The sequence below is a fragment of the Paraburkholderia sp. GAS33 genome, from assembly GCF_050436645.1.
GTDB lineage: Bacteria > Pseudomonadota > Gammaproteobacteria > Burkholderiales > Burkholderiaceae > Paraburkholderia > Paraburkholderia phenazinium_B.
Genome location: NZ_JBNDMP010000006.1, coordinates 126,697 through 148,813, shown reverse-complemented (window position 1 = coordinate 148,813; position 22,117 = coordinate 126,697). Strand labels below are relative to the sequence as shown.

Sequence of the window (22,117 nt, the reverse complement as noted above, 5' to 3'; positions counted from 1 at the left end):
TCTGAAAATGAACAGCACAACGAAGAAAATTCTTGCATCGGCGCTCGTCATGGCCCTGTCTGGTGGTGTCTATGCAGCAGGTGGTGCCGGAGGCGCTGGCGCGGGTGCTGGTGGCGCCGGGGCTGGTGCTGGTGGGGGTGCCGGCGTAGGCGGAGCCAGCGGCAACGGCGGCGGGATTGGTACAGGCGGGACGGTTGCACCTAGCGGCCCCGGCAGCGTGAAAAGTCCGGCTGACACCAGCGGCTACGGTTCGCCGGGCACGACCGCTACCGGCGGCGGGATGGGTACAGGTTCAGGAGCATCGCCTAACTCGGCCACCAGCCCGCGTAACAACATGACCAGCCCGAACCAGATGGCCCCGAACGGCACGATGCAGAACGGCCAGTAACGTGGCCAGCAACTTGACGGCGCAAAGACGCGCCACATAAAGCGGCGGCGCGCGCGCCGCCGCTCCCTATTGCCTGGGTTGCAAGAGTACGTCTGCAGCCCACATGACTTCCACATGACTTGCCTGACTCGCGTTCTTTGAGGAATCCACCATGCCAACAGATGCCCGGCGCGTCATCAGCCTGACGCAACTCGCCACAGAGCACGCGACACGCGTCGAGGTAGACGGCGAGAAGATCCTGCTCGTACGCGATGGTGACACGGTGCGTGCTTTCAGCGCGGACTGCCCCCATGCGGGCGGTCCACTAGAAGAAGGCGCCCTTTGCAACGGCCATATCGTTTGCCCATGGCACAAGGGAACGTTCGACGCTACCAGCGGAGATGTCCTCGAACCGCCCGCACTCATGGGGCTGGACCGTTACCCGGTCGAAGTGCGCGATGGTGAAGTCATGGTTACGCCGCAAAAGCTGGAAAGACCGCGAGCGACGGAGTTCAGCGATACGCCGAAAATCGTCGTGATCGGCGCAGGCGCGGCAGGTGCGGCAGCCTGCTCCGAGTTGCGCAGAGTCGGCTTCAATGGGCGCATTACCCTGATCGGAGAAGAATCTCAGGAGCCATACGACCGGACCGCGCTGAGCAAATTCGTGCCGTCTGGGGAGATGGCCGTCAAGGATGTGCCGCCGCTGTTACCCGGGCACTGGCTGGAGAACGGGCAAATCGAGCGCATCACCGCGACGATCGTCGAGCTCGATGTTCCAAAGCGCCAGATTCGCCTCAAGGACGGGCGCGAACTGACGTACGACACCGCGCTACTGGCATCTGGAGGCACGCCCAAGGCTCCGCCCATCCCCGGCTGCGAGCTTGGATCCGTGCACATGCTGCGCAATCTGCAGGACGCCAGTGCCTTGTGCGATACGCTGAAATCCGCACAGCATGCCGTCATCGTCGGCAGCAGCTTTATCGCACTCGAGGTGGCGTCGGCGCTGCGCGAGCGTGGCACTCAGGTCACCATCGTGTCGCCTGAAAAAGTGCCCTTCGAGCGTCAATTCGGCGCCCGTCTCGGCACGCTGTTTCAGCGCCTGCACGAGAGCCATGGCGTCACATTCAGACTGAACGAGAAGGTGACGGAACTTACCGGCGATACGCGCGTGCGGGACGTCGTGCTCGAGAACGGCGCGCGCATCGCCGCGGACGCGGTTCTGCTTGCCACAGGTGTTGCGCCCGCCACCGGTTTCGTCAAAGGACTGCCGTTGCAAAAGGACGGCAGTGTGCTGGTCAACGCCGGCATGCAGGCAGCACCTGGTCTCTATGCCGCCGGAGATATCGCTGCGTTTCCGTTATACGAGGATCAGGAACCCGTACGCATCGAGCACTGGCGTCTCGCGCAGCAACACGGATTTATCGCCGCGCGAAACATGCACGGGGCGCGCAAGCCTTACGCAGGCGTGCCGTATTTCTGGACTTATCACTACGGCATGAACTTCGAATACCTGGGGCACGCCAGCGGTTGGGATACCGTAACAATCGACGGCGACCTCGAGCAGCACCGTTTCCTCGCCCTGTTTGTGAAGGCGAACATCGTCGTAGGAGCACTGGCCTGCGGGCGCGAAGCTGCAACCGCGCGCCTGATCGAATCGATGCAAATGGGAGTGTCGCCCTCCGAAGCGCTTCGACTAGCCAAGGAGCAGGAAAACGCCACCGCCGGGTGAGCGGCCATTCATCAAAACAATCCCGAAACCACAGCGAAAAAACAATGAACCACCGAGACGTGGAACAGGAACTCCGGCACCTCGAATATGTGTTCGGACACATCACGGCCGCCAATACGGTCCCATCGCTCACGTACTGGCGCGGCCGCCTCAATTCGCTGCGCCAGGCGTCGATCGCGCCGCAACAGCGCAACCGCATCAATCGTCTGGAGCAACAGCTACTGAAGCTTGAATTACCCGAGCGTGAGACCGCCGGGCCGGCGTCGCAAGAGACGCGCACCCATCCCCCTCAGCGTGCGCCGCGTTAACCCCGCGTTAACCGTCAGCGTGGATCCACTTCGAGGCGCAGGCGATCGAACGAGCGCAACACACGGCCATCGGTAAGCGCCGCTTTCCAGTAGCGTTCCTTGAGTGCGCCGCCGAGGAGCAGGTTGTAGGGCAGCACAATCGCCCCATGTCCCCAGTTAGGGCGCCAGGTGCGGGCGATGCCGCGTCGCATGAACAGCGACAAAGTCGGCACCCCCAGCGCGGACGCCAGATGCCCAAGACCGGAGTCGTTGCCGATAAACCATCCGGACTCGGCAATCCAGGCCGCCACATCCCCGAGACTGTCGAATGACTGGAGCCGTGGGGCCGCCTCATGGTCCATCAGCCAGGTGTGCCGTTCGCAGGGCGCAACCAGAAAGGTCGGTTGAAAATCGCGCTGCACGAGCTTGCGCACCAGCGCGAGAAACTTGTTGCGCGGCCACATTTTTTCCACGTGACTCCCGGTGGGATGAATCGCCACTCGCCGCTCGTGGATCCGAAAGCGAATCCAGTTCGGCACAGCAATACCATTGTGGCGTGTGACGTCGGCGAGGCCAAAGTTGTCACGCGCCACAGCAACGATCATGTCGATCATATGCCTCAGCGCCTGAAACGCTTCACAGCGGACGATTTCGCAGACTTCGCCATCTGCCGCGAGCGAGGCGCCCAATGGGGTCGCGCGCAGCTGGATCACCAGATCGAATTTTCCGCTCGCCTCCCGCTCGTGACGCACGTCGACGCCCGGGAACCAGTCGGCCAGATCCGCTATCACCCAGCTAAAGACGGTGAGGCGGTAACCATTCCTTATCAGGTTGTTGACGAGCACCATCATCAACAACGCATCGCCGATGGCCGTCGGCATTGCTACGGCGATCGACGCGGCACCTTCAAGCTTCGCCTTCATCTTCCACACATCCCCGTTGAACTTCTTATGTGCGCCTAACTAACCCGCCGCGCGAGAACGCAACCCGCTAAAGGCCTTGATCACGCGCCGGACGCTGATGCTCTCGCGCCACCAGCGCTCCTTGAGCCTCGCCGTCGGCACCCACCATGACGGCAAAACAATGACTCCGGCCGTGAAGCCCGGACGCCAACGCTGCGCGACGCCGCGCCGGCGGAAGATAGTCAACGTCGGAATACCGAGCGCAGAAGCCAGATGTCCGACGCCAGAATCGTTGCCGATAAACCAGCCGGATTCGTAGAGCCATTCCGCCAGCTGCGCCGAGGAAGCAAACGAACGAAGCGGCGGTAGCGGGTCGGCACGTTGCTCCCAACGCGAACGCTCGCGCTCTGCGAGAATGAATTCCACCTGCATCCCGGTTGCCTGGAGACGGCGAAACAGGTCGAGGAAGCGCTCCGGCGACCAACGTTTGTCAGACGTGCTCGCCTCCGGATGAACCGCCACACGCGAGCCGTGTTTGCGAAATACCAGATCGGCCGGCGGCCGCATGCCATTCGAAATCACCACGTTTTGAAGATCGAATCGCGCTGCTGCGAAATCGGCGAAGCGCTTCGCCATGCAATGCGGGTTATCGGCGTATTCCACGTCGTGCAGGTCGATAAAGCCCGGATGCCAGTCTCCCACCTGAGCGAGCGGCCGGTCACGATGCATCTGGATGACATGCGCATAACCGGTGAGCACGTTGCGCACATCACCCGGCTCGAGCGCGGGGGCAACGCTCAGATTCGGGAACCACGCGGCAAGCGCATGGGCGTGGGCGCCAAACACGTCTACCCGCCAGCCGGCGAGCACAAGATTGTTCGCGACGATGAGCAGGTTCAGGGTGTCGCCCAAGGCGGGCGACATGACGAACGCGACGCTTTGCGGGTCGGGTTGCACGTCAGGCAAGCCGCTGCCGATCGAACCAGTGCGATCCGCCTGATGCGCCTTGTCATTCCCCATGCTGTCAATCCGGCCAAAGTCGATTCGCTCGAATGTTGCCACAAGAACGGCTAAATCATGGATTTCGGAGTCTTGCACCATATTTCGATTTTGAAAGCCTGACGAACCTGCGCGCGAAGCCAACCAGGTGGTCCGCTTTGGCGATTTGATTTCGAAGCATTTCTTGAGGTGCTTGCAGCGCCCAGCCAGCCGGCCCGTGCCGCGTACCGAAGCGCTAGCACCGGCGCGACTCTACCCTCTTCGAGCGGCGCGCGCGGCACGCGTTTTCTCGCGAAGCGCTGAAACTTTCGGTAAGACTCTTGAGTTCGTGACGCGGCGCGCTTCATGCACTATGCCGCTGGAATCGACCGGGCGGCGCAGCCATGTCCGCTTTCGATTTTGACTATGGGGATTCCCCTATGCATCACGCCGTCCGGCTCATTTTCTGACCGTCATTTCCAGCCATGCAAGTTGTCGTGTGCCTGACCTCGTTCAATCGCATCGATTGCGCGCGCATCTCCATGGAGATCATCAAGCTCAACTGGGCCTACAAATGGCCTGTGGTGCATGCCTGTTCGGATGACGGCTATACGCGTTATATCGAAGACGTCCTCGTCAAGCGCGAGCCGCGACCGCTGACCTCCGGCGCCGCCGATCTGCTGCTCGCCTCGGTCACGGCGGCCATCGACCGCTTTCAGGCCGATTACGTTATCCACCTCGAAGCCGACACCTGGATATTCGATCAGAACGTCATCAGGCGGTACCTCGATAAGCTCGCGGAAAAACCTCATGCGATGATCGCCGCCTCCTCCTGGAGCACCGATTGCATCCCGCAGTGGAAACGCTCGCCGTTGCTCGGAAGGCGGCTGCGCGCCGGGCTCGCTAGCGCCATCAGGCCGCTTGGATTCCGCTATGGGATTCGCGAGAGAAAGTCGCTCTCCACCCAGTTCTTCATCGCGAGGGCAACGCCCGCGTTCCTGGACATGCTGTCAGGGATGCGCGTGAAAGACGGCGACTTTCTGGAGAAGACACTGTATGCGGCAGTGGTCGAGCGCTTCGGGCGGCGCGCGATCATCAACATGCCGGAGCGCGAGCCGGTCCATCCGCACTTCCGGCACGCTTGCGAGCCGCTCAGTCTGTTCTGCCAGCATTGGCCGAGCGCGGAAGACGCTCCGACGGATCGAACCCATCCGGACCTTACGCAGGACGACCGGCTGCGTGGAAAGAAGGAATGCCTGGCGACGGCGCCTTTGATGCGCCGTGGTCCGTACATGGAGCAACTGCTCAACAGCAGCGATTTGCGCTATTACAACGGCAACGCCAAGCGGTCGGGCTAACGCGCTCAACAAATACCAGGGTGGATTAGCGTCGCCCTCGCCTGAAAACATTAGTTGCCAAGCTAATCATATTGCGCTTTAATACGCTCCATGTTCGATCATTGCCTTTACTTCAACTCCGTCGCCCTTGGCCGCCTGGTCGAGCGCGAATGGACTATTGCCTACGCCGGCTTTGGACTCACACCGGCGCAAGGGTTTGTGCTGCGTGTCGTGCTTGCAACCCCAGGTTGCTTGAGCAGTCAGGTGGCCGATCTACTGGGCATCGCTCGTCCCACCGCTACCCGTCTCATCGACAACCTTTGCGACAAGGAGTTGGTGGAGCGGCGTCAGGGTGAAGCGGACGGCAGGGAATGGGGCGTGTACCCCACCCGCTCGGGCAAGGCACTCGAGCGGCCCATTAACGAGGCGAGCGCGGACATTGCCAAAGCGTTGCGCCGGAAAATTGGGCCCGGCTTGTTCGAATCCGCTGTCTCTACCATGCACGACGTCCGCAAGGCACTCGATTAGCGCAGTCCGTTTGTTCGGTTGTCCATTTTCCTGCGCCAATCATTGTTCGCTCATTTTCCATCGCAAATGATTGCCTTGCTAATCAAATTGAGGGAGCCCGAATGAAAAAGCTTGCGGTACAGCGTCTGAATGTCTGTGAGGCTTCTCAGCGAGGCGCGCTCAAGGCGGAAGGAAAGCGGCACTGGACGGTTTGCATCACGATTACGCTAGCTGCGATTGCCTTGTTTGCGATCGCTGCTGTTTTAGCGGCTTCAAGCGTGCCCGCCAACAACGCCTTGTGTCTTCAGAAGGTTGCAAATGATGAGCACGTAAGCCTTGACGCGTTCTTTCAGAACCCCGCACAACAGGACGCGCTGGTGGAGGCCGCTACCCTATGTTCACGCTAAGCCGAAAGCGAACCGCAAAACCAGGCTGGCGGCGCGGAAAGCCCGGCGATGATCAACCGGCTTGGCGCGTCGCAACAGTCCGCCCGACAGGTTAGCGTTTTGGCGACCCGTTATGCGACATAGTTCGCTGCCCTGCGCTGCCGCACGCCAGGACCGAACGTCAAGGCGCTAAGCAGCGCTAAAGCCCAAACACCGAGACCACCATAGAGCATCACCAGACCAAACCCATGCACGAGCGCGGCATGAACGATCGCGCCATGCGAATCGATCGTCGCAAGTACCGCATCATGGTTTAGCAAACTCATGTCCCCTGCGGCTACTCTTTCGGCGAGCTGTTGCAATTGTCCTTCGTCGGCAATCGCCGCAAGCGCATGTTTCAGGTACGACAGCACACCTTCAAGAAGAATAAACCCCATCACGGCGATGTTGATCGCAAGCGTGATCAGCCGCGCACTCATGTCGATGCCAGAAGCCATCCCCGCGCGGTCCGCAGAGACTGCGCCGGTGGCCGTGTTCGTTACCGGCGTGTTGGTCAGACCCAGCCCGATCCCGGACAACAGGCAGCCGGGCAACATCGTGAGCCAGTCCGCATGCTCGGCACTACTGCCGAACTTCATCAGGATGAAGCCGAGGCCGATTGTGAACATGCCAAGCGGAATCACCCTGCGTGCCTCGTAGCGAAGCACGAGCCTCTCGGCTAGCGGCGGAACGACCAGTGTGGGCAAGGTATAGGCAAGCAGCGACAGCCCGGCGCTAACGCTCGCATAGCCCAGACCCCCATGAAAATAGATCGGCAGATAGATCATGAACGGCCAGAAACTGAAATTCATCCCCATCGAGCCGAACAGCGCGCCCGAAAAACTGCGGATGCGCAGCACCGAGAAATCGAACATCGGCCGCGGACTGCGCCGCTCCACCAACAGGAACACGATGAAACTCAGCACCGCCACGGCAATGATGCTGATTGCAGCGACGCTCCCGAAACCCAGATCCGGGCCTTGCGTAATGTAGTAAACGAGACCGGAGCACGCCACGGAAAGTGTGACGACGCCCGCCACATCCAGACGTTGCGCCTCCGGATCGCGCGACTCCTGCACGCCGGCGAAGACCAGGCCCAGTGCCACGAGCGAAACAAAAACGTGGATCAGAAAAACCCACTGCCAGTTCGATACCGCGACGATCACGCCGCCAATGATGGGACCGAATCCAAGTCCGATGCCAAGGATGATTCCCCAGGCTGCAAACGCCCTGCTGCGCTCGCGGCCTTCCTGAAACTGATGCGAAAGCACCGCCACCTGGCAGATCAGCATGGCGCCCCCGCCGATCCCTTGCAGAAACCGGCTCACGATCAAAGCCGACACGCTCTGCGCGATGCCGCAAAGCAACGACGTGATCGCAAACAGCACGATCGTGGCGGCGTACACGCGCTTTCGACCGAAGCGATCCGCGAGTGCGCCGGTTGCCATCAACACGGTTGTGCACGCAATCGTGTACGCATTCATGATCCATTGCATCGACTTGAAATCACCGTGCAGTACGGTCTGAAGCGTCGGGAGAATGGTTGGTACGCTGGAAATTTCGAGGCCGAACATCAATGAGGTCAGGCAAACCGCAGCCAGTGCGAGGGCGTTTCTCGGATTATGGGTGTGCGTCATGGGTACCGCCGGAGGTTGAGTAAGGTCCGATCGCGCTGGGCGCGAGTTCAGGATTAATATATCGGGACCACACTTCCCCATTGACGAGAGTTTTTCCCGTGAATTATTCCTGCAGGGACCCAATATGACGGACCGGCTCGATGGCGTAACGACCTTCGTACAGGTGGTCGACGCGGGCAGTTTCACGCTGGCGGCCGAGCGCATGCACCTCACGCGCTCAGCCGTCGGCAAGGTGATTACGCGGCTCGAGACCCGGCTCGGCGTGCGCCTCCTGAATCGCACGACGCGCAGCCAAACGCTGACTGAAGCCGGCCAAGCCTATTACGACCGCTGCGTGCGGGCGCTAGCCGAACTGGAAGCGGCAGAGGCCGACCTGGAGAGTGAGCGCACCGACCCGCAAGGCCGCTTACGTGTCAGCGTGCCGATTGCGTTCGGCCATCAATGCGTCGCGCCGGTGCTGTTCGAACTTGCACGCCAGCACGCGCAACTGCAGATCGATATGTCGTTTACGGACCGGGCCGTGGATCTCATCGAGGAAGGGTTTGATCTGGCGGTACGCATCGGCGATCTGCACGACAGCACGAGTCTGGCCGCGCGCCGTCTCGGTGTGCAGCACATGAGCATTGGCGCCTCGCCGTCGTATCTGAAGCAGTACGGCATGCCTGCGGACCTCGACGACCTCCACGGGCATGCCGGCATCGCCTATTCGCGCGGTGGAGTATCGGCGCCTTGGCGCGTGCTCGATAGCGACGGCCATCAACAGGAATTGCGCATCACACCGCAACTAAGCCTCGACGACGTCCAGGCAATCGCAGACGCCGGCATTGCCGGCTTCGGCCTCGTGCAATTGCCATGCTGGTTGCTGAAACGCCACGTGCAGACAGGTGAGCTCGCCGTCGTGAGAGAGCGCTGCGGCGTGCGGGCGCAGGACATCCACGCGGTGTGGCCAAAGACGCGTTATCTGCCGCTCAAGACCCGTTGCGCGATCGATGCACTCGTGGCTGAAATTCCGGACATGATTCGCGCCTGACGCACTAGCTACCCTGCAACGCTGTTCGTATTGCAGCAAGCCACAGTCCCACTGCGTGCGCACCAGGGTCGGCGAAACCGAGCGCGCGCTTGCCGACGTAACTGGAACGCCCTAGCCGCGGACGCATCGATGCCGTCTGCTCCGCACCAGCTTTGGCTGCATTGACCGCGGCCAGCAACGCAGCGTCGACATCAGCCGAATGCGCGAGCGCGCCTTGCAATGCTTCGGCAGCAGGCTGAAGCGCGTCTACCATCGTGCGATCGCCAGGATGCGCGCCGCCGAGTTCCATCAGCGCCGCGACGCCCGCGCTAAATGCGTCTGTCCAACGCTTTGCATCGGCCCCGGTGGATTGATCCAGCACACTGCCCGCGCGCAGCAACATGACGGCATAGAGCGGCCCCGAAGTCCCACCCACGACGCGCCGGACTGTTGCGGACACGGCCCGCAATACCGCACCTGACGCCGTCTCTGCCGGGTAGCTGCCGATTTCCTGAAGGATGCCACGCGCGCCGCGCGAGAGACTGATGCCCAGGTCGCCATCGCCCACGCGTTGATCCATCTCGGTCAGGACCGGTTCCGCATCGATCAGGCACGCGCAAACCGCTTCGATTACACGGCGCAACCGGGATTCGCGGGCGAGCCGCGCGTCGTGGTTCTCACGAGGCACGGTCGGCGCGTCTTTGATGGACGCCCGTGCAATACGGCCGCTTAAAGCGGGCCACGCCGACGTATGTGCAGGCGCGTCGAGCCACGCCAGCCGCTGATCGTCGAGACGTAATAAGGTAAGCGAAACACCGGCCATTTCTAGCGCGCTCAAGAAAGTGCCAGCCCACGCGCGCTCGACGTTGATGTGCCGCTCCCGAAGGTAGCGCAGCGCTGAAGCGGCCACAATGCTCAGCTCGCTCTGCGGCGTGCCACCGAGATTGTTCACCAGCAACGCGACCCGCTCGCCCACCTGCAGCGCAAGGTCGTCGACGATTTTCGTCAGCAGCCGCGCGACGATCGTATCAGCGGACTCCAGCGCGCCGCGTTCGACGCCTGGCTCGCCATGGATCCCTAGCCCCCACTCGATCTCGCCATCGGCCAGCGTAAAACCCGCCTTACCTGCCGCCGGCACAGTACACGGCGTCAACGCCACGCCCATGGTGCCGAGCTTGCTGGCGGCCTCGCGAGCCACCTGGGCCACTTCTGCCAGCGGACGTCCCTCAGCGGCAGCCGCGCCCGCAATCTTGTGAACCAGCACCGTGCCGGCCAGACCGCGCCGGCCGGCATGCTCACCGCTTGCTGCCAGCGCGACGTCATCCGCGACGATAACCATCTCGACCTTGGTACCTTCGGCGCGTGCGATCTCGGCGGCGAGGCCGAAATTGAAGCGGTCGCCCGTGTAGTTCTTGACGATCAGCAGCACGCCTGCGGGACCAGCGACAGCGCGGATTGCGTCGAGCACAGCATCCGTCGACGGCGACGTGAACACTTCACCTGCTACCGCTGCGCTGAGCATGCCCGCGCCGACATAACCCGCGTGTGCCGGTTCATGACCCGAGCCACCACCGGAAATCAGCGCGACCTCGCCGCGCCGGGCGGCCGCTTCTGCATCCGCACGCACGATGATCGTGCCGCCCTGCAGCAAGGAAAGGTTGGGGTTGAGCGCAGCGAGTCCGTCGAGCATGTCGGGGACTACCGCGGAAACATCGTTGATGAGCTTTTTCATATGCGCCAGCTTCCTTGTAGGCCGCGGGCCCTGTCTCCATCACGAGCCGGTCGCGGCTGGGGTTGCGAGTCTGTCGAGAAACAGTTGCAAACACATCACCGGAAACCGGACTTTACCGCGGCTTGGCGTATAGCGTTGAATTGCACGGCAATGCAGTAAACCAGGACCACGAAAAGAAGCTGGAAACGAAGTAGCGCCTAGCCCCCAACCAGACGCTCACATCTTCACCACCGTAAGCAGGGTCTGCTTGCCGCTCTTGTAGTCATAGAGCGAGATCGCACCCTGCTTCAGATCGCCATGCGCGTCGAACTGGGTACGGCCCAGTACGCCGACAAAATTTGCCGCCGGCATCGCCGCGAGAATGCTCGCGGGCTGCGTCGAATTCGCGCGCTTCATTGCATCGACGATGATGTACACGGCGTCGTAGGCAAACGGCGCATTCAGCTGCACATGTTGATGAAAACGTGCTTCGTAACGCTGCTCGAATGCAGGACCATCCGGCATCTTCTCGAGCGGCATGCCGGCAATCGAGCACACGACATTGTCGGCGGCGTCACCCGCCAGCTTCGCCAGTGAGTCGGCACACAGACCGTCGCCACCCAGCACCCGCGAAGTAATGGCAAGCGCACGCGCCTGCTTGGCAAACGGACCGCCAGTGGCATCCATACCGCCATACATGATGATGTCCGGATGCTCACCCTTGATCTTCGTAAGAATCGAACGGAAATCGACCGCCTTGTCGGTGGTCGCGTCGTGCGACAACACGTTGAGCCCATCTGCCTTCGCCTGTTTCTCGAACTCGTTGGCGAGGCCCTGGCCATAGGCGGTTGCGTCGTCAACGATCGCTACGGTTTTCGCCTTCAGGTCCTTCTGTGCGTAATTCGCCAGGGCCGGTCCCTGTTGCGCATCGGTCGCCACCACCCGGTACGCGGTCTTGAAGCCCTGTTGCGTGTACACCGGATTGGTCGCCGAGGGCGACACTTCGACGATGCCGGCATCGCTGTAAATCTTCGACGCCGGAATCGTGGTGCCCGAATTCATATGACCAACCACCGCGGCGACATGATCGTCGACCAGTTTTTGCGCCACCTGCGTGCCCTGACGCGGATCCGAAGCGTCATCCTGAGCGTCCAGTTCCAGGGTCACCTTGTGGCCGTCGATCACCAGTCCTTTCGCATTGATTTCTTCCACGGCGAGACGCGCGCCGTTTTCCGTGTCTTTACCCCACTCGGCGTTCGGACCGGTCAACGGTGCGACGTGACCGATCCTGACCACTTCGTCCGCACGGGCCAAACCTGTGCCCGCCGTAACCAGCCCACCCAGAATGCCGACCGTCGCCATACGACGAAACCCTGCGAACATGCTCATACCCCACCCGCCATAGTGTTGGTTCAATCAGGAACGCGCTGCGCGAAGCAACTGACAAACACCTGCAACGGGCCACGACGGCCTTGCGCGTTCACCTACCCCAGCCACGCTCGCCAGATGCGATATGGCTTAAGGGTTAGGGCGAATGTAGTCAGAACGAAAAGATCGGCATTGAACCGATCGGCCCGAAAACAGAAGAATTGCGGCAGCGCGGATTACCCTTATTGATGCGCCCAGCCAGCCTTATACTGGCCGTGTTCAATTGTTTGTTCTGCTCAAGTTCCGTTTCTTCGATCAGGAAATCGTCATGCGCCAAACCGACAATGCAATTCGCGGGGACGATTGCCCCGCGGGCCGTGAGCTGGTCGAGCATCTGGATCACGCCGCGGACATGCCGGAGCAGCGCGGCAACCGCTCCAGCTCTGCGGAGCTCAACGTGGGTTTTCTGCTTTGGCCGCGCTTCCCGCTGCTCTCGCTGGCCGGGCTGTGCGATGCGCTGCGTCACGCCGCCGATCTCGGCGACCAGAGCCGGCCCTTGCGCTGTTCATGGACCATCATCGGCGAACAGAACGAGGTAGTCGAGGCGAGTTGCGGCGTGACCGTAACGCCGCAGGCTGCATTTCCGCCAGTGGAGCAGTTCGATTACATCGTGGCAATTGGCGGCTTGCTGCCGCATCTCGACGACGCCCATCCACGCTATTGGGATTACCTCCGGCAAGCAGATCGAGCGGGGATTCCGCTAATCGGCATGTGCACAGGCAGCTTTGTGCTGGCGCGCGCGGGGCTAATGGAAGGCCACGTGGCCTGCGTACACAGCTTCCATCTTGAGGATTACCAGCAGATGTTCCCCGCGCTGCGCGTCATCACGCACAGCGACTACCTGATCGACGGTAATCGCATCACCTGCGCCGGCGGCATCTCCGTTATCGAACTGGCGACTCGTCTGATCAGCCTGCATTGTGGAGCCGACCGCGCGTCGAAGGTGATTCATCAGATGACAGTCAGCCGGCAAAGCGGTACCTCATTCGTCGAACGGCGTCGCGCGCTAGGCTATCTCTCCGTTGAAGACGTGACGGTGCGGCACGCGATCATCCTGATGGAGGAGAACCTCGAAGCACCGCTGAATATCGCCGTAATCGCCAAAATGAGCGGCACCAGCGTGCGGCAACTCGAACGCGCTTTCATGACAGCCATGAAAACGTCGCCTAACGAGTTTTATCGGCAGATGCGCCTGCGCTACGCACGCTGGATGTTGCTCAACACCGCCCGACGCGTCACCGACGTCGCGTACGAGTGCGGCTTCGCCGACTCCGCACACTTTATTCGCGTGTTCAAGGAAACTTACGGCGTGACGCCCGGCAAACTGCGCGCCTCCGTTGGGGCGCCCGCAACGGAGGCTTGACGGTAGCCCGCACCCCTGTCGCTTTTCTTCTATTTTTCTGCAGATTGGTGCAATCGCAGTGCCCGGCTTTACCCGTACATTGCCTGTCATGAAAGACAAGGCCCACATCGTTGTGATCGGTACAGGCGGCACCATCGCAGGACGCGGAGCATCGTCCGTCAACACGTCGGACTATGCGTGCTCTGTTCTATCGATCGACGAAGTGCTATCGGGTATCCCACAAGCGCACGCTATTGCGCGCGTAAGTGCGGAACAACTGATGCAGATCGGTTCGGAGAACTTCTCAACCACGCATCTGCTGACACTCGGCAAACGCATCGATACGCTGCTCAAGCAGGACGATATCGACGGCATCGTGGTGACGCATGGCACCGACACGATCGACGAGACCGCTTACTTTCTGCACCTGACGTTGAAGAGTTCAAAGCCCGTGGTGGTAGTCGGCTCGATGCGGCCACCGTCTTCGCTCAGCGCAGATGGCCCGTTGAACCTGTATAACGCGATTCTCGTCGCCGGCAGCGAAACCTCTCACGGCAAGGGCACGCTGGTCGTTGCGAACGATGAGATACATAGTGCGCGCGATGTCGTCAAGACCAGCACGTTCAAGCTCGAATCGTTCCGCTCACCCTATGGCCCGCTCGGATATGTCGTCGAAGGCAGCCCGCGCTATTACCGCACGCCGGCGCGCCGCCATACGCTCACTACCCAATGGTCGATCGATGCGATAGACGAGTTGCCGGAAGTCGGCATTGTCTATGCACACGGCGGCATCGATGCCGCCGTGATCGACGCCACCGCGCAATCCGGCGTACGAGGCCTGATTTACGCGGCTACCGGCAACGGCAATGTCGCGGCGCATGTCGTCGGCGCGCTGCAGCGGGCAAGACGCCGCGGCGTGCAGATCGTGCGAGCCTCTCGAACCGGCAGCGGCATCGTGATACGCAACGCCGCGCAACCGGACGACGAGTACGACTGGCTCGTCGTCGACGATCAGGTGCCGCAAAAAGCGCGGCTTCTGCTGATGCTCTCGCTTGGCAGCGAACAACGCAGCGCGGATCTGCAGGACGCGTTCTACCGCTACTGAAGCGCAACCAGCCGCTGCGGCCTGCACGGATTCCCGCTCAGCTTCCAGTCAGTTGCTCAAGACTGTCTACATTCTCCGAATACGTCCCCGTCTGGGTGCCCACGGTAACGACAACATTGACCGACGACGCCCCTGAAGCCGTAATCGTTTCAACCGCGCCGTCGTCCGTCAGCTGAATCACGCCGCCTTTCAGGTTGCCGTTGCTGATCGTAACCGCGGTAGGAGTGGTGACCCCGAAAGAAATCACTGCGTCGCTCGCCTGCACGCTGATCGCGCCGCTGGACGACAGCGTGTCGCTGGACGGATCTACGCCGTGCAGACGCGAGTAGGCAAGCGCAGTAATCGTGACGGTGCCGCTGACGTTTCCAGAGCTCGCCGTATGTGTGATGGCCAGCGTGACCGTCGGTGCACTTGCGGTCGTCGTGGTAGCGCCCGTGGCGGCGTCGTAGCTCATTGAAAACGTTACCGTACCGTTGACTGACGTGACACCGTCAGGCGAAGTCAAGGTCAGGTTGTTCGCAGTTTCAACGGCGGTGTACGACCAGTCCGCCGAATTGTTGCCCACCACACCCTGCGCGTTTTGCACCTGCACCGTCACCGAACCGCTGACCGACGCACTGCTCGATACGGCCGGAGCCTGCACCTGCCCCACGCACTGGTTGAAGGTAACTGTTGCCGTCTCCCCGCTTTGCAGACCGGATGCACCTGCGTTCTGCGTGGCGATGTCGATCGAGCCACTGCCAGGACACAACTTGGTAGTTGTGGCCGAGCTCGACGTGACACCGGTCACCAACGACTGCACGACTGACGAATAGATCGAGCCCACGCCGGGACCGGACAGAATTCCGAAGGCCGCCGCATAGCGGGCAACCGGTTCGCTCTGCACTGCCGTCGAGAGTTTTAGCTGGTTCGAAGCAGCGGTACTGCTGGCGCTACCCGACCCTCCGCCACCGCCGCATGCACCCAACAGGGCCGATGCCGCGATAAGCGCGACTGCAGCGAATGACCGTGACGCCTGATACAAAGACATGCTTGCTCCACTCAAAAATGCCGGCGTGCACACGGTCCCGCCACTCGCAAACTAAGGCGCTCGTGCGCCGCGTTTAATCAGACAAATCGGTTCGTCTGCATGTCCGTGTGTGCGAAACGGACGAACCAATGAACAGAGTGATTATCGAAGCGAGGCGTCGTCGTCAATCTCACGAACAGGCCTTAAAAAGCAGGTCTAATCTGCGCAGGCGAATCGATCATTTAGGATTCCGGCAATACTTACCCGCAGAAAATTCCGGTTGCGCGAAGTTCGACTTCACGAATCAGAACTGCTGTGTGATTTCCCCGTTGTTCATGCATTTGAACTCGCCGCTCGAACCGTAAAGTCTCTTCCACAAGACGGATTTCGTTTACGGGAGAAGGCGCGGTGAAACAGGTAAAGAATGCTGCTCTCACAGCAGCAACGGTAATACTCGCGACAAGCGCAGCAAGCACGGTAAGTGCGCAGGAAGTGTATGTTCAGGGTGGCACGCTGGGCGCCGGCGTCGGCGCTGCATTGCCGCTCAGTTCGTGGGCCGGTGTGCATGCCGAACTCGAAGGCTTCGGTCTCTCGCATTCGGTCACGGTGGACGGCAATGTTTACGATGGCCGTCTCACGCTGTTACAGGGTGGGCTGTACCTCGATCTGTTTCCGTTTTCGTCGAGCGGCTTTCGCGTGACGGCCGGCGCGCTGATCAACGATGACGAGTTGAAGGCGCACGCTGTCGCCAACTCGGACGGTAACTACAAGATCGGGAATAGTTACGTGCCCGCCGTCGGCGCTGCTCCATCCGCAACCGCCGAATTTCCGCACGTGATGCCGTATCTCGGCATCGGTTACGGGCACAAGCCGGTTTCGAAGGGCTTTGGGGTGACGTTCGATCTGGGCGTGGCCTATGGACGTCCACACGTCGACTACAGCGTGCCGCAGATCTACACACTGTTCACGACCCAGGCGAACATCGATCAGGAAGAGCAGAAGCTCAATAATGACGTAGCCCGTTACAGGTGGTACCCGGTCGCGCAGATCGGTGTGACTTACCGGTTCTGAGTTGCGCGCGTTAACCGAAGTCCGGTTGATGACTCCCAGCCGCCGCCGTCTGCGCCAGCGGCTCACCAAACTGCAACGCCGCTAGCTGGGCATAGAGCGGCGAGCTCAGAAGAAGTTCGGCATGACGTCCCTGCGCAATGATGCGTCCATGTTCCAGCACGATAATGCGGTCGGCCTGCTGAACGGTCGCTAGCCGGTGAGCGATGACCAGCGTGGTGCGGTTTTGCGCGGCATTGTCCAGCGCCTTCTGCACGAGACGTTCGCTGGCGGCATCGAGTGCGCTGGTGGCCTCGTCGAGCAGCAGGATGGGCGGATTCTTCAGGATCGCACGAGCAATCGCAATGCGTTGCCGCTGTCCGCCGGAAAGCCGCACACCGCGTTCACCGAGAAACGTGTCGTAGCCCTGCGGCAGTTCTTCGATAAAACCCGCCGCAGCGGCCATTTCCGCAGCGCGCTGAACTTGCGCGAGCGTGGCCTCGGGCGCGCCGTAGCGAATGTTATCAAGCACGCTACCCGAAAAGATCACCGATTCCTGTAGCACCACACCAATCTCACGGCGCAGTTCATCGAGCGGCACCTGTCCCGTAGGGACACCGTTGATCAGAATCGTGCCGCCCTGTGGGTCGTAAAAGCGCAGCAGCAATTGGAACAAGGTGGTCTTGCCGGCGCCGGACGGTCCCACTAGCGCAACATGCTCGCCCGCGCGCACGTGAAGCGAGAGCGCGGATAGCGCAGCGATGCCGGGGCGTGACGGATACGAGAAGCTCACGTTGTCAAAGCGGATGCCGTCCCCGCGCGCCGGCAATGTGATAGTGGACTCGGCTTGTACCACTGGCGAGCGCGCGGCCAGCAGCTGCAGCAACCGCTCAGTCGCGCCAGCCGCACGCTGCAGATCGCCCCACACTTCCGCGATCGCCCCTACCGCGCCAGCGGTGAACACCGCGTAAAGAATGAACTGGGACAATTGGCCGGCCGTCATGCGCCCGGCCAGCACCGCCTGCGCCCCGAGCCACAGCACGAAGACAATCGCGCTAAACACCAGCACGATCACCACGGCGGTCAGCCACGCGCGCGCCCGGATACGCGTGAGCGCAGTTTCGAAAGCCACTTCCACCGCGCCGCCAAACCGCTGCGCCTCGAAAGGCTCCTGCGTATAGGACTGCACAGTAGGCATGGCATTGAGCACCTCGCCCGCCAGTGCGCTCGTGTTCGCTATCTTGTCCTGACTGGCACGAGAAAGACGCCGCACGCGCCGTCCGAAGATGACGATAGGTGCGACCACTACGAGCAACGTAACGATGATGTAGCCCGACAGCACAGGACTGGTCACTACCAGCATCGCTACGCCGCCGGTCAGCATGAAGAAATTGCGCAAGCCCATGGAAAGGCTCGTGCCGACCACGGCCTGAATCAACGTGGTGTCAGCCGTAAGCCGCGACAGCACTTCTCCGGTCTGCGTGGTTTCGAAGAACTGTGGGCTCATCCCCAGCACGTGCTCGTAGACCGCGCGCCGCAAGTCCGCCGTTACGCGCTCCCCTAGCCATGACACCAGATAGAAGCGCAGCGCCGTCGCGGCAGCGAGAATCAGCGAAACGAAGAACATCGCCAGGAAATAACGATCGATGTGCACGCGTTCGCCGCTCGCAAAGCCACGGTCAATCAGGTATCTGAACGCCACCGGCAACACCAGCGTCGCACCGGCCGAAGTGATCAGAGCGAGGAACGCGAGCGCCCAGCGCCCGGCATACGGACGCAGGAAGGGAAACAGGGCAAACAGCGGCGCGATACGCCGTGAGGCCGGTGCAGGGTCTGGCATGAGGATTCCCAAGGGATCGAAGATCGCCTCGATTGTGCCAGTCCCTGCCGATTTGAAGTTGTTCCCCCGCGAAAAGACTGACGCCGCCCAGAAGATTGCCAGCACCCCGGCAGCGCCCGCTTGCTGTGAACGTCCAGAAGGATCAAGATCGGGGCGACACATTCCTCGCAAGTCATTCCCATGACAGACCTACCCGATCCTGATCCCGACGCCGATAGCGATCCCGACAAACTGAAAGGACCTGGCGGCATGTCGTTGCGCCAGATCCACGAACAGGTGCAAAAGAGCGTCGAACGCGATCGCGAAGCGCGCGCCGGCCATGATGCTCAGGCCATGCCGCGCAGCAGATGGCAGCGTTGGGTGCGGTACGTGTGGGGGCGTAGCGGTCGCCGCTGAGAGTTCAAGCTGCGCGCGGCCCTCATATCGGCCCGCGAGCGGAAGTCTGCAAAAAATACACGGCCCCGCAGCACGCCTCGCGGCGCACTGCAGGGCCGTACCTACACGCTAGCTACGATCAGAAGCGGTGCTTCAGACCAACCGCCACAACAACCTGCGAGTTATTCGACGACGGATCCAGACTGTAGACGCTGGCGTCAAACGCTGCATTGCCGTTGCCGCCGCCAACACGCTGATACACGCCTTCCAGATAGACATCCGTGCGAGCCGAAAGGAAGTAATCGGCCTGAGCCATCACCTGGTTCCAGTGCGGCGTGGCCGACGTAAAGCCCTTCGTCGCGCCGCCGAAGCCGCCCGTCGTGTACGTGTACGCTACGCCCAGGCTTAAGTCCGGCATCACGAAATAGCGGCCGTTGATTTCGAAGTTGTCGAACTTGATATAGCTGCCGCCGATCGCACCCGTAGACGTGCTGCCGCCCTGCCAGATGCCCGTCACGTTGTCGGTGATGGAATGCGTCCACACCGCGCCAACGGAGGACTTGCCGAACTTGTACTGGACACCGGCACCGTAGATCTGCTGGCTGCCGCCCGTCGTGAGCTGGTCGCCGTCGCCCGTGCTGACTGCACCCGTTGCGTTCGCCAGCGCGGACTGCGCCGTGCGATTGATCTGCAGGTATGCGGCCGCGACGTTGAACGGACCATACGTGTAGCTCGTACCCAGGCTGTATGCGCTGTTGTTGGCAAAATCACCCGCCTCGCCGGAGAACGCATACATCGCGCCTGCCTTGAAGCCGCCAAACGACGCACTGCTGAACTTGACCGAGTTGTTCAGACGCAAATCGTTGTTCAGGTTGTCGTTGTCGTACACGTGCGACGCAAGGTTGCCGCCGAAGCCCGAACCCGTCGCGCTCAAAGGTGCAACGTAGTCGACCATGAAGTCGTATTGACGACCGAGTGAGAGCGTGCCGTACTGTTCCGAACGCAGACCGACCCAGGCTTGCCGGCCGAACAGGTCGCCACCGTTCTTCAGGGCGCCGCTGTCAACGTTAAAACCGTTCTCGAGCCAGAAGACCGCGGCAAGCCCACCGCCAAGATCTTCCGAGCCGCGCAGACCCCAACGCGACGTGAAGACGTTGCCGCTTTGCATCGACCAGGAGCTGGCGCCCGGTGATGTGGCGCTCGATTCCGACACACGCGCGTTGTTCTGGTAAACGACGCCGGTATCAATGAGCCCGAAGAGCGTGACGCTGCTTTGCGCGTGTGCCGCTCCAGCCAGAAGCATGGCCGACGCAGCGGCCAGATATCGCATCTTGATCAAAACCTCACCCCATATTCAAGTTCGCGTTTCCCATCTGGCGATCGGCGACCGCCATGAAAACGGGTGGAGTATAGGGTTGAGCCCAATTGCATTGAATGCACAAATCGTGGAAATCAGCCTTCCTGTTTTTGAGGGCAAAAATTCATAAAACTTTAACGTTACTGAATTCAATGGCTATTGACGCGGCTACTCAAGGGACAACATTAAATGTGCATCTCTAAGGGAGAGATATCGCCAGTCGATGACCCGGGCAGCCGCTTCCCTCATGTCGCAATTTAGCTACAGGAAGCGCTGCATATTCTCATAAGACGTAACTGAACCAAAGGACGATCGTCATTTGAAATTTCAGCGTCGGCCAACTGAAATTTAGAAAATAAAGTCATTTATAAAATAAAATTTAATTTCTAAAAAAACTTTCATCTTTCAACGGTGGTGTCGAAGCCTCGATGTCAGTATCGGCATCGCGGTCGAGCACCGCTCGCGCCTTCGTCATATCGAGCGCGCCCTCCCATCGCGCCACCACGATAGTTGCCACACCGTTGCCTATCAGATTGGTCACGGCGCGCGCTTCGTTCAGGAAGCGATCGACGCCTAGCAACAGCACCAGGCCGGCCACAGGAACCTTGTGCATGGTCGACAGCGTGGCCGCGAGTGCGACGAATCCGGCGCCCGCGACACCGGCTGAGCCCTTGGAGGTCAGCAGAAGCACGCTCATCACCAGCAACTGATCCCAGATCGTCAGGTGGATGTTCATGGCTTGCGCAATGAAGAGGGTCGCCATCGTCAGGTAGATTGCCGTGCCATCTGCATTGAACGTGTAACCGGTCGGCAATACCATTCCGACGACGGGCCGCGAACAACCCAGCTTCTCCATTTTGATGAGCATCTGCGGCAGTACCGCTTCGGTGGAAGCCGTACCGAGCGTGATGAAGATTTCGTCCTTGATGTAACGGAGAAACTTCCACAAGGACAAACCACATAGCCGCATGACGGCGCCCAGCACGACGATCACGAAGACGATCGAAGTCAGGTAAAGGCAGAACATCAGTTGACCGAACGATGCGAGCGTGCCGATTCCGTACTTGCCGATCGTGAATGCCATGCCGCCGAACGCGCCGATCGGTGCGACATACATGACGATTCGAACCACGCCGAACATGCCCTGCAGGAACATATCGAGCATGTCGACCAGCGGCGCGGTACGTGGTCCCAGCTTGGCAAGGGCAATTGCGAACAACACTGAAAAGAAGATGATGGGCAGCATGTCCCCGTTAGCGAACGCGCCGACGATACTGTTCGGCACGATGCTCATCAGGAAATCGAGCGTGCCGTGCTGCTGCGCCGCGTGGGTGTAGCTTGCAATCGACGCGCTATCGATATGCGCCGGGTCGATGTTCATCCCGCTGCCAGGCTTGATGACGTTCACGACCAGCAGACCGATGGCGAGCGCGATGGTGGATGCGACTTCGAAGTAAAGAATGGCCTTGACGCCGACTCGCCCCGCCTCGTGAAGATCGCTCATGCGCGCAATGCCGACCACCACCGAAGCGAAGATGATGGGCGCAAGCGCCATCCGGATCAGCTTGATGAACAGGTCCCCTAACGGCTTGAGCTGATCGCCGGTCTCAGGATAGAAGTGTCCGACCAGAATGCCGGCGATGATGCCAATCAGGACCTGTACATAAAGCCTGGAAAGATATTTTCCAATCGTTGAAACCAGCATGTCTGTCTCCTGTCGTCCTT

At 60.8% G+C, this 22,117-nt stretch carries 20 protein-coding genes; 11 read left to right on the top strand and 9 right to left on the bottom strand.

The features are described 5' to 3' along the window. The first annotated feature begins 7 nt into the window (after nucleotides 1-7). The 3 genes from P3T24_RS20135 (at nucleotide 8) to P3T24_RS20125 (ending at nucleotide 2,404) form a co-directional block, all read left to right on the top strand. Entirely contained in the window at nucleotides 8-388 is a 381-nt protein-coding gene (locus P3T24_RS20135) for a hypothetical protein (protein ID WP_074267704.1), read from the top strand. Nucleotides 389-539: 151 nt separating this feature from the next. Further along, on the top strand, nucleotides 540-2,096 hold the full coding sequence (locus P3T24_RS20130) for an FAD-dependent oxidoreductase (protein WP_429437114.1): 1,557 nt from the start codon (nucleotides 540-542) through the stop codon (nucleotides 2,094-2,096). Nucleotides 2,097-2,140: 44 nt separating this feature from the next. After that, entirely contained in the window at nucleotides 2,141-2,404 is a 264-nt protein-coding gene (locus tag P3T24_RS20125; RefSeq protein WP_074267702.1) for a hypothetical protein, read from the top strand. Between the two features lie 14 nt (nucleotides 2,405-2,418). Here the strand turns inward: P3T24_RS20125 and P3T24_RS20120 are convergent, their stop codons facing one another. Continuing rightward, nucleotides 2,419-3,306, bottom strand: coding sequence for a glycosyltransferase family 9 protein (locus P3T24_RS20120; RefSeq protein WP_429437113.1), 888 nt, complete (start codon nucleotides 3,304-3,306; stop codon nucleotides 2,419-2,421). A 39-nt stretch (nucleotides 3,307-3,345) separates the two neighbouring features. Beyond that, nucleotides 3,346-4,305: a glycosyltransferase family 9 protein gene (locus P3T24_RS20115; protein ID WP_429437111.1), complete on the bottom strand. Its 960-nt coding sequence runs from the start codon at nucleotides 4,303-4,305 to the stop codon at nucleotides 3,346-3,348. Between the two features lie 443 nt (nucleotides 4,306-4,748). On the opposite strand from P3T24_RS20115, the gene P3T24_RS20110 reads away from it, so the two are divergent. The 3 genes from P3T24_RS20110 (at nucleotide 4,749) to P3T24_RS20100 (ending at nucleotide 6,514) form a co-directional block, all read left to right on the top strand. Then, on the top strand, nucleotides 4,749-5,621 hold the full coding sequence (locus P3T24_RS20110) for a hypothetical protein (protein ID WP_429437108.1): 873 nt from the start codon (nucleotides 4,749-4,751) through the stop codon (nucleotides 5,619-5,621). Between the two features lie 90 nt (nucleotides 5,622-5,711). Then, complete coding sequence (locus P3T24_RS20105) at nucleotides 5,712-6,128, top strand: MarR family winged helix-turn-helix transcriptional regulator (protein WP_074267699.1); 417 nt, start codon at nucleotides 5,712-5,714, stop codon at nucleotides 6,126-6,128. 101 nt (nucleotides 6,129-6,229) lie between these two features. Next, the gene (locus P3T24_RS20100; protein ID WP_429437105.1) at nucleotides 6,230-6,514 is read left to right on the top strand and encodes a hypothetical protein; all 285 of its coding nucleotides are present in this window, start codon (nucleotides 6,230-6,232) and stop codon (nucleotides 6,512-6,514) included. Nucleotides 6,515-6,624: 110 nt separating this feature from the next. Here the strand turns inward: P3T24_RS20100 and P3T24_RS20095 are convergent, their stop codons facing one another. Beyond that, nucleotides 6,625-8,169 carry an MFS transporter gene (locus tag P3T24_RS20095; RefSeq protein WP_429437103.1) on the bottom strand — a complete coding sequence of 515 codons (1,545 nt, stop codon included), beginning with the start codon at nucleotides 8,167-8,169 and terminating at the stop codon, nucleotides 6,625-6,627. 124 nt (nucleotides 8,170-8,293) lie between these two features. Between P3T24_RS20095 and P3T24_RS20090 the strand changes: the two genes are divergently transcribed. Continuing rightward, the gene (locus P3T24_RS20090; protein ID WP_074267696.1) at nucleotides 8,294-9,199 is read left to right on the top strand and encodes a LysR family transcriptional regulator; all 906 of its coding nucleotides are present in this window, start codon (nucleotides 8,294-8,296) and stop codon (nucleotides 9,197-9,199) included. A 4-nt stretch (nucleotides 9,200-9,203) separates the two neighbouring features. Here P3T24_RS20090 and dhaK read toward each other — a convergent pair whose 3' ends face one another. Both dhaK and P3T24_RS20080 read right to left on the bottom strand, forming a co-directional pair. Next, nucleotides 9,204-10,910: a dihydroxyacetone kinase subunit DhaK gene (dhaK, locus tag P3T24_RS20085; RefSeq protein ID WP_429437100.1), complete on the bottom strand. Its 1,707-nt coding sequence runs from the start codon at nucleotides 10,908-10,910 to the stop codon at nucleotides 9,204-9,206. Between the two features lie 216 nt (nucleotides 10,911-11,126). Continuing rightward, the gene (locus P3T24_RS20080) at nucleotides 11,127-12,251 is read right to left on the bottom strand and encodes a branched-chain amino acid ABC transporter substrate-binding protein (RefSeq protein WP_074269337.1); all 1,125 of its coding nucleotides are present in this window, start codon (nucleotides 12,249-12,251) and stop codon (nucleotides 11,127-11,129) included. A gap of 334 nt (nucleotides 12,252-12,585) precedes the next feature. On the opposite strand from P3T24_RS20080, the gene P3T24_RS20075 reads away from it, so the two are divergent. Both P3T24_RS20075 and P3T24_RS20070 read left to right on the top strand, forming a co-directional pair. Next, complete coding sequence (locus tag P3T24_RS20075) at nucleotides 12,586-13,680, top strand: GlxA family transcriptional regulator (protein WP_429437098.1); 1,095 nt, start codon at nucleotides 12,586-12,588, stop codon at nucleotides 13,678-13,680. Between the two features lie 88 nt (nucleotides 13,681-13,768). Then, nucleotides 13,769-14,764 (top strand): asparaginase, encoded by a 996-nt coding sequence (locus tag P3T24_RS20070; protein ID WP_429437095.1) that lies wholly within the window; start codon nucleotides 13,769-13,771, stop codon nucleotides 14,762-14,764. A 37-nt stretch (nucleotides 14,765-14,801) separates the two neighbouring features. Here P3T24_RS20070 and P3T24_RS20065 read toward each other — a convergent pair whose 3' ends face one another. Continuing rightward, a complete protein-coding gene (locus P3T24_RS20065; RefSeq protein WP_429437092.1) occupies nucleotides 14,802-15,794 on the bottom strand; it encodes a hypothetical protein in 993 nt (330 codons plus the stop codon). A gap of 387 nt (nucleotides 15,795-16,181) precedes the next feature. On the opposite strand from P3T24_RS20065, the gene P3T24_RS20060 reads away from it, so the two are divergent. Then, a complete protein-coding gene (locus P3T24_RS20060) occupies nucleotides 16,182-16,844 on the top strand; it encodes a hypothetical protein (RefSeq protein ID WP_429437089.1) in 663 nt (220 codons plus the stop codon). A 10-nt stretch (nucleotides 16,845-16,854) separates the two neighbouring features. On the opposite strand, the gene P3T24_RS20055 is transcribed toward P3T24_RS20060, so the two are convergent. After that, nucleotides 16,855-18,660, bottom strand: a complete 1,806-nt coding sequence (locus P3T24_RS20055) for an ABC transporter transmembrane domain-containing protein (protein WP_074269335.1) — start codon at nucleotides 18,658-18,660, stop codon at nucleotides 16,855-16,857. Nucleotides 18,661-18,840: 180 nt separating this feature from the next. On the opposite strand from P3T24_RS20055, the gene P3T24_RS20050 reads away from it, so the two are divergent. After that, nucleotides 18,841-19,056 (top strand): hypothetical protein, encoded by a 216-nt coding sequence (locus P3T24_RS20050; protein WP_074267691.1) that lies wholly within the window; start codon nucleotides 18,841-18,843, stop codon nucleotides 19,054-19,056. Nucleotides 19,057-19,174: 118 nt separating this feature from the next. Here the strand turns inward: P3T24_RS20050 and P3T24_RS20045 are convergent, their stop codons facing one another. Beyond that, on the bottom strand, nucleotides 19,175-20,365 hold the full coding sequence (locus tag P3T24_RS20045) for a porin (protein ID WP_429437560.1): 1,191 nt from the start codon (nucleotides 20,363-20,365) through the stop codon (nucleotides 19,175-19,177). A 406-nt stretch (nucleotides 20,366-20,771) separates the two neighbouring features. Further along, a complete protein-coding gene (locus P3T24_RS20040; protein ID WP_429437086.1) occupies nucleotides 20,772-22,097 on the bottom strand; it encodes a dicarboxylate/amino acid:cation symporter in 1,326 nt (441 codons plus the stop codon). Nucleotides 22,098-22,117 lie beyond the last annotated feature (20 nt).

Bases quoted from the DNA above. Each gene is read 5' to 3' on its own strand.
- P3T24_RS20135 (WP_074267704.1), top strand. From the start codon at position 8: ATGAACAGCACAACGAAGAAAATTCTTGCATCGGCGCTCGTCATGGCC.
- P3T24_RS20130 (WP_429437114.1), top strand. From the start codon at position 540: ATGCCAACAGATGCCCGGCGCGTCATCAGCCTGACGCAACTCGCCACA.
- P3T24_RS20125 (WP_074267702.1), top strand. From the start codon at position 2,141: ATGAACCACCGAGACGTGGAACAGGAACTCCGGCACCTCGAATATGTG.
- P3T24_RS20120 (WP_429437113.1), bottom strand. From the start codon at position 3,306: ATGAAGGCGAAGCTTGAAGGTGCCGCGTCGATCGCCGTAGCAATGCCG.
- P3T24_RS20115 (WP_429437111.1), bottom strand. From the start codon at position 4,305: ATGGGGAATGACAAGGCGCATCAGGCGGATCGCACTGGTTCGATCGGC.
- P3T24_RS20110 (WP_429437108.1), top strand. From the start codon at position 4,749: ATGCAAGTTGTCGTGTGCCTGACCTCGTTCAATCGCATCGATTGCGCG.
- P3T24_RS20105 (WP_074267699.1), top strand. From the start codon at position 5,712: ATGTTCGATCATTGCCTTTACTTCAACTCCGTCGCCCTTGGCCGCCTG.
- P3T24_RS20100 (WP_429437105.1), top strand. From the start codon at position 6,230: ATGAAAAAGCTTGCGGTACAGCGTCTGAATGTCTGTGAGGCTTCTCAG.
- P3T24_RS20095 (WP_429437103.1), bottom strand. From the start codon at position 8,169: ATGACGCACACCCATAATCCGAGAAACGCCCTCGCACTGGCTGCGGTT.
- P3T24_RS20090 (WP_074267696.1), top strand. From the start codon at position 8,294: ATGACGGACCGGCTCGATGGCGTAACGACCTTCGTACAGGTGGTCGAC.
- dhaK (WP_429437100.1), bottom strand. From the start codon at position 10,910: ATGAAAAAGCTCATCAACGATGTTTCCGCGGTAGTCCCCGACATGCTC.
- P3T24_RS20080 (WP_074269337.1), bottom strand. From the start codon at position 12,251: ATGGCGACGGTCGGCATTCTGGGTGGGCTGGTTACGGCGGGCACAGGT.
- P3T24_RS20075 (WP_429437098.1), top strand. From the start codon at position 12,586: ATGCGCCAAACCGACAATGCAATTCGCGGGGACGATTGCCCCGCGGGC.
- P3T24_RS20070 (WP_429437095.1), top strand. From the start codon at position 13,769: ATGAAAGACAAGGCCCACATCGTTGTGATCGGTACAGGCGGCACCATC.
- P3T24_RS20065 (WP_429437092.1), bottom strand. From the start codon at position 15,794: ATGTCTTTGTATCAGGCGTCACGGTCATTCGCTGCAGTCGCGCTTATC.
- P3T24_RS20055 (WP_074269335.1), bottom strand. From the start codon at position 18,660: ATGCCAGACCCTGCACCGGCCTCACGGCGTATCGCGCCGCTGTTTGCC.
- P3T24_RS20050 (WP_074267691.1), top strand. From the start codon at position 18,841: ATGACAGACCTACCCGATCCTGATCCCGACGCCGATAGCGATCCCGAC.
- P3T24_RS20045 (WP_429437560.1), bottom strand. From the start codon at position 20,365: ATGCGATATCTGGCCGCTGCGTCGGCCATGCTTCTGGCTGGAGCGGCA.
- P3T24_RS20040 (WP_429437086.1), bottom strand. From the start codon at position 22,097: ATGCTGGTTTCAACGATTGGAAAATATCTTTCCAGGCTTTATGTACAG.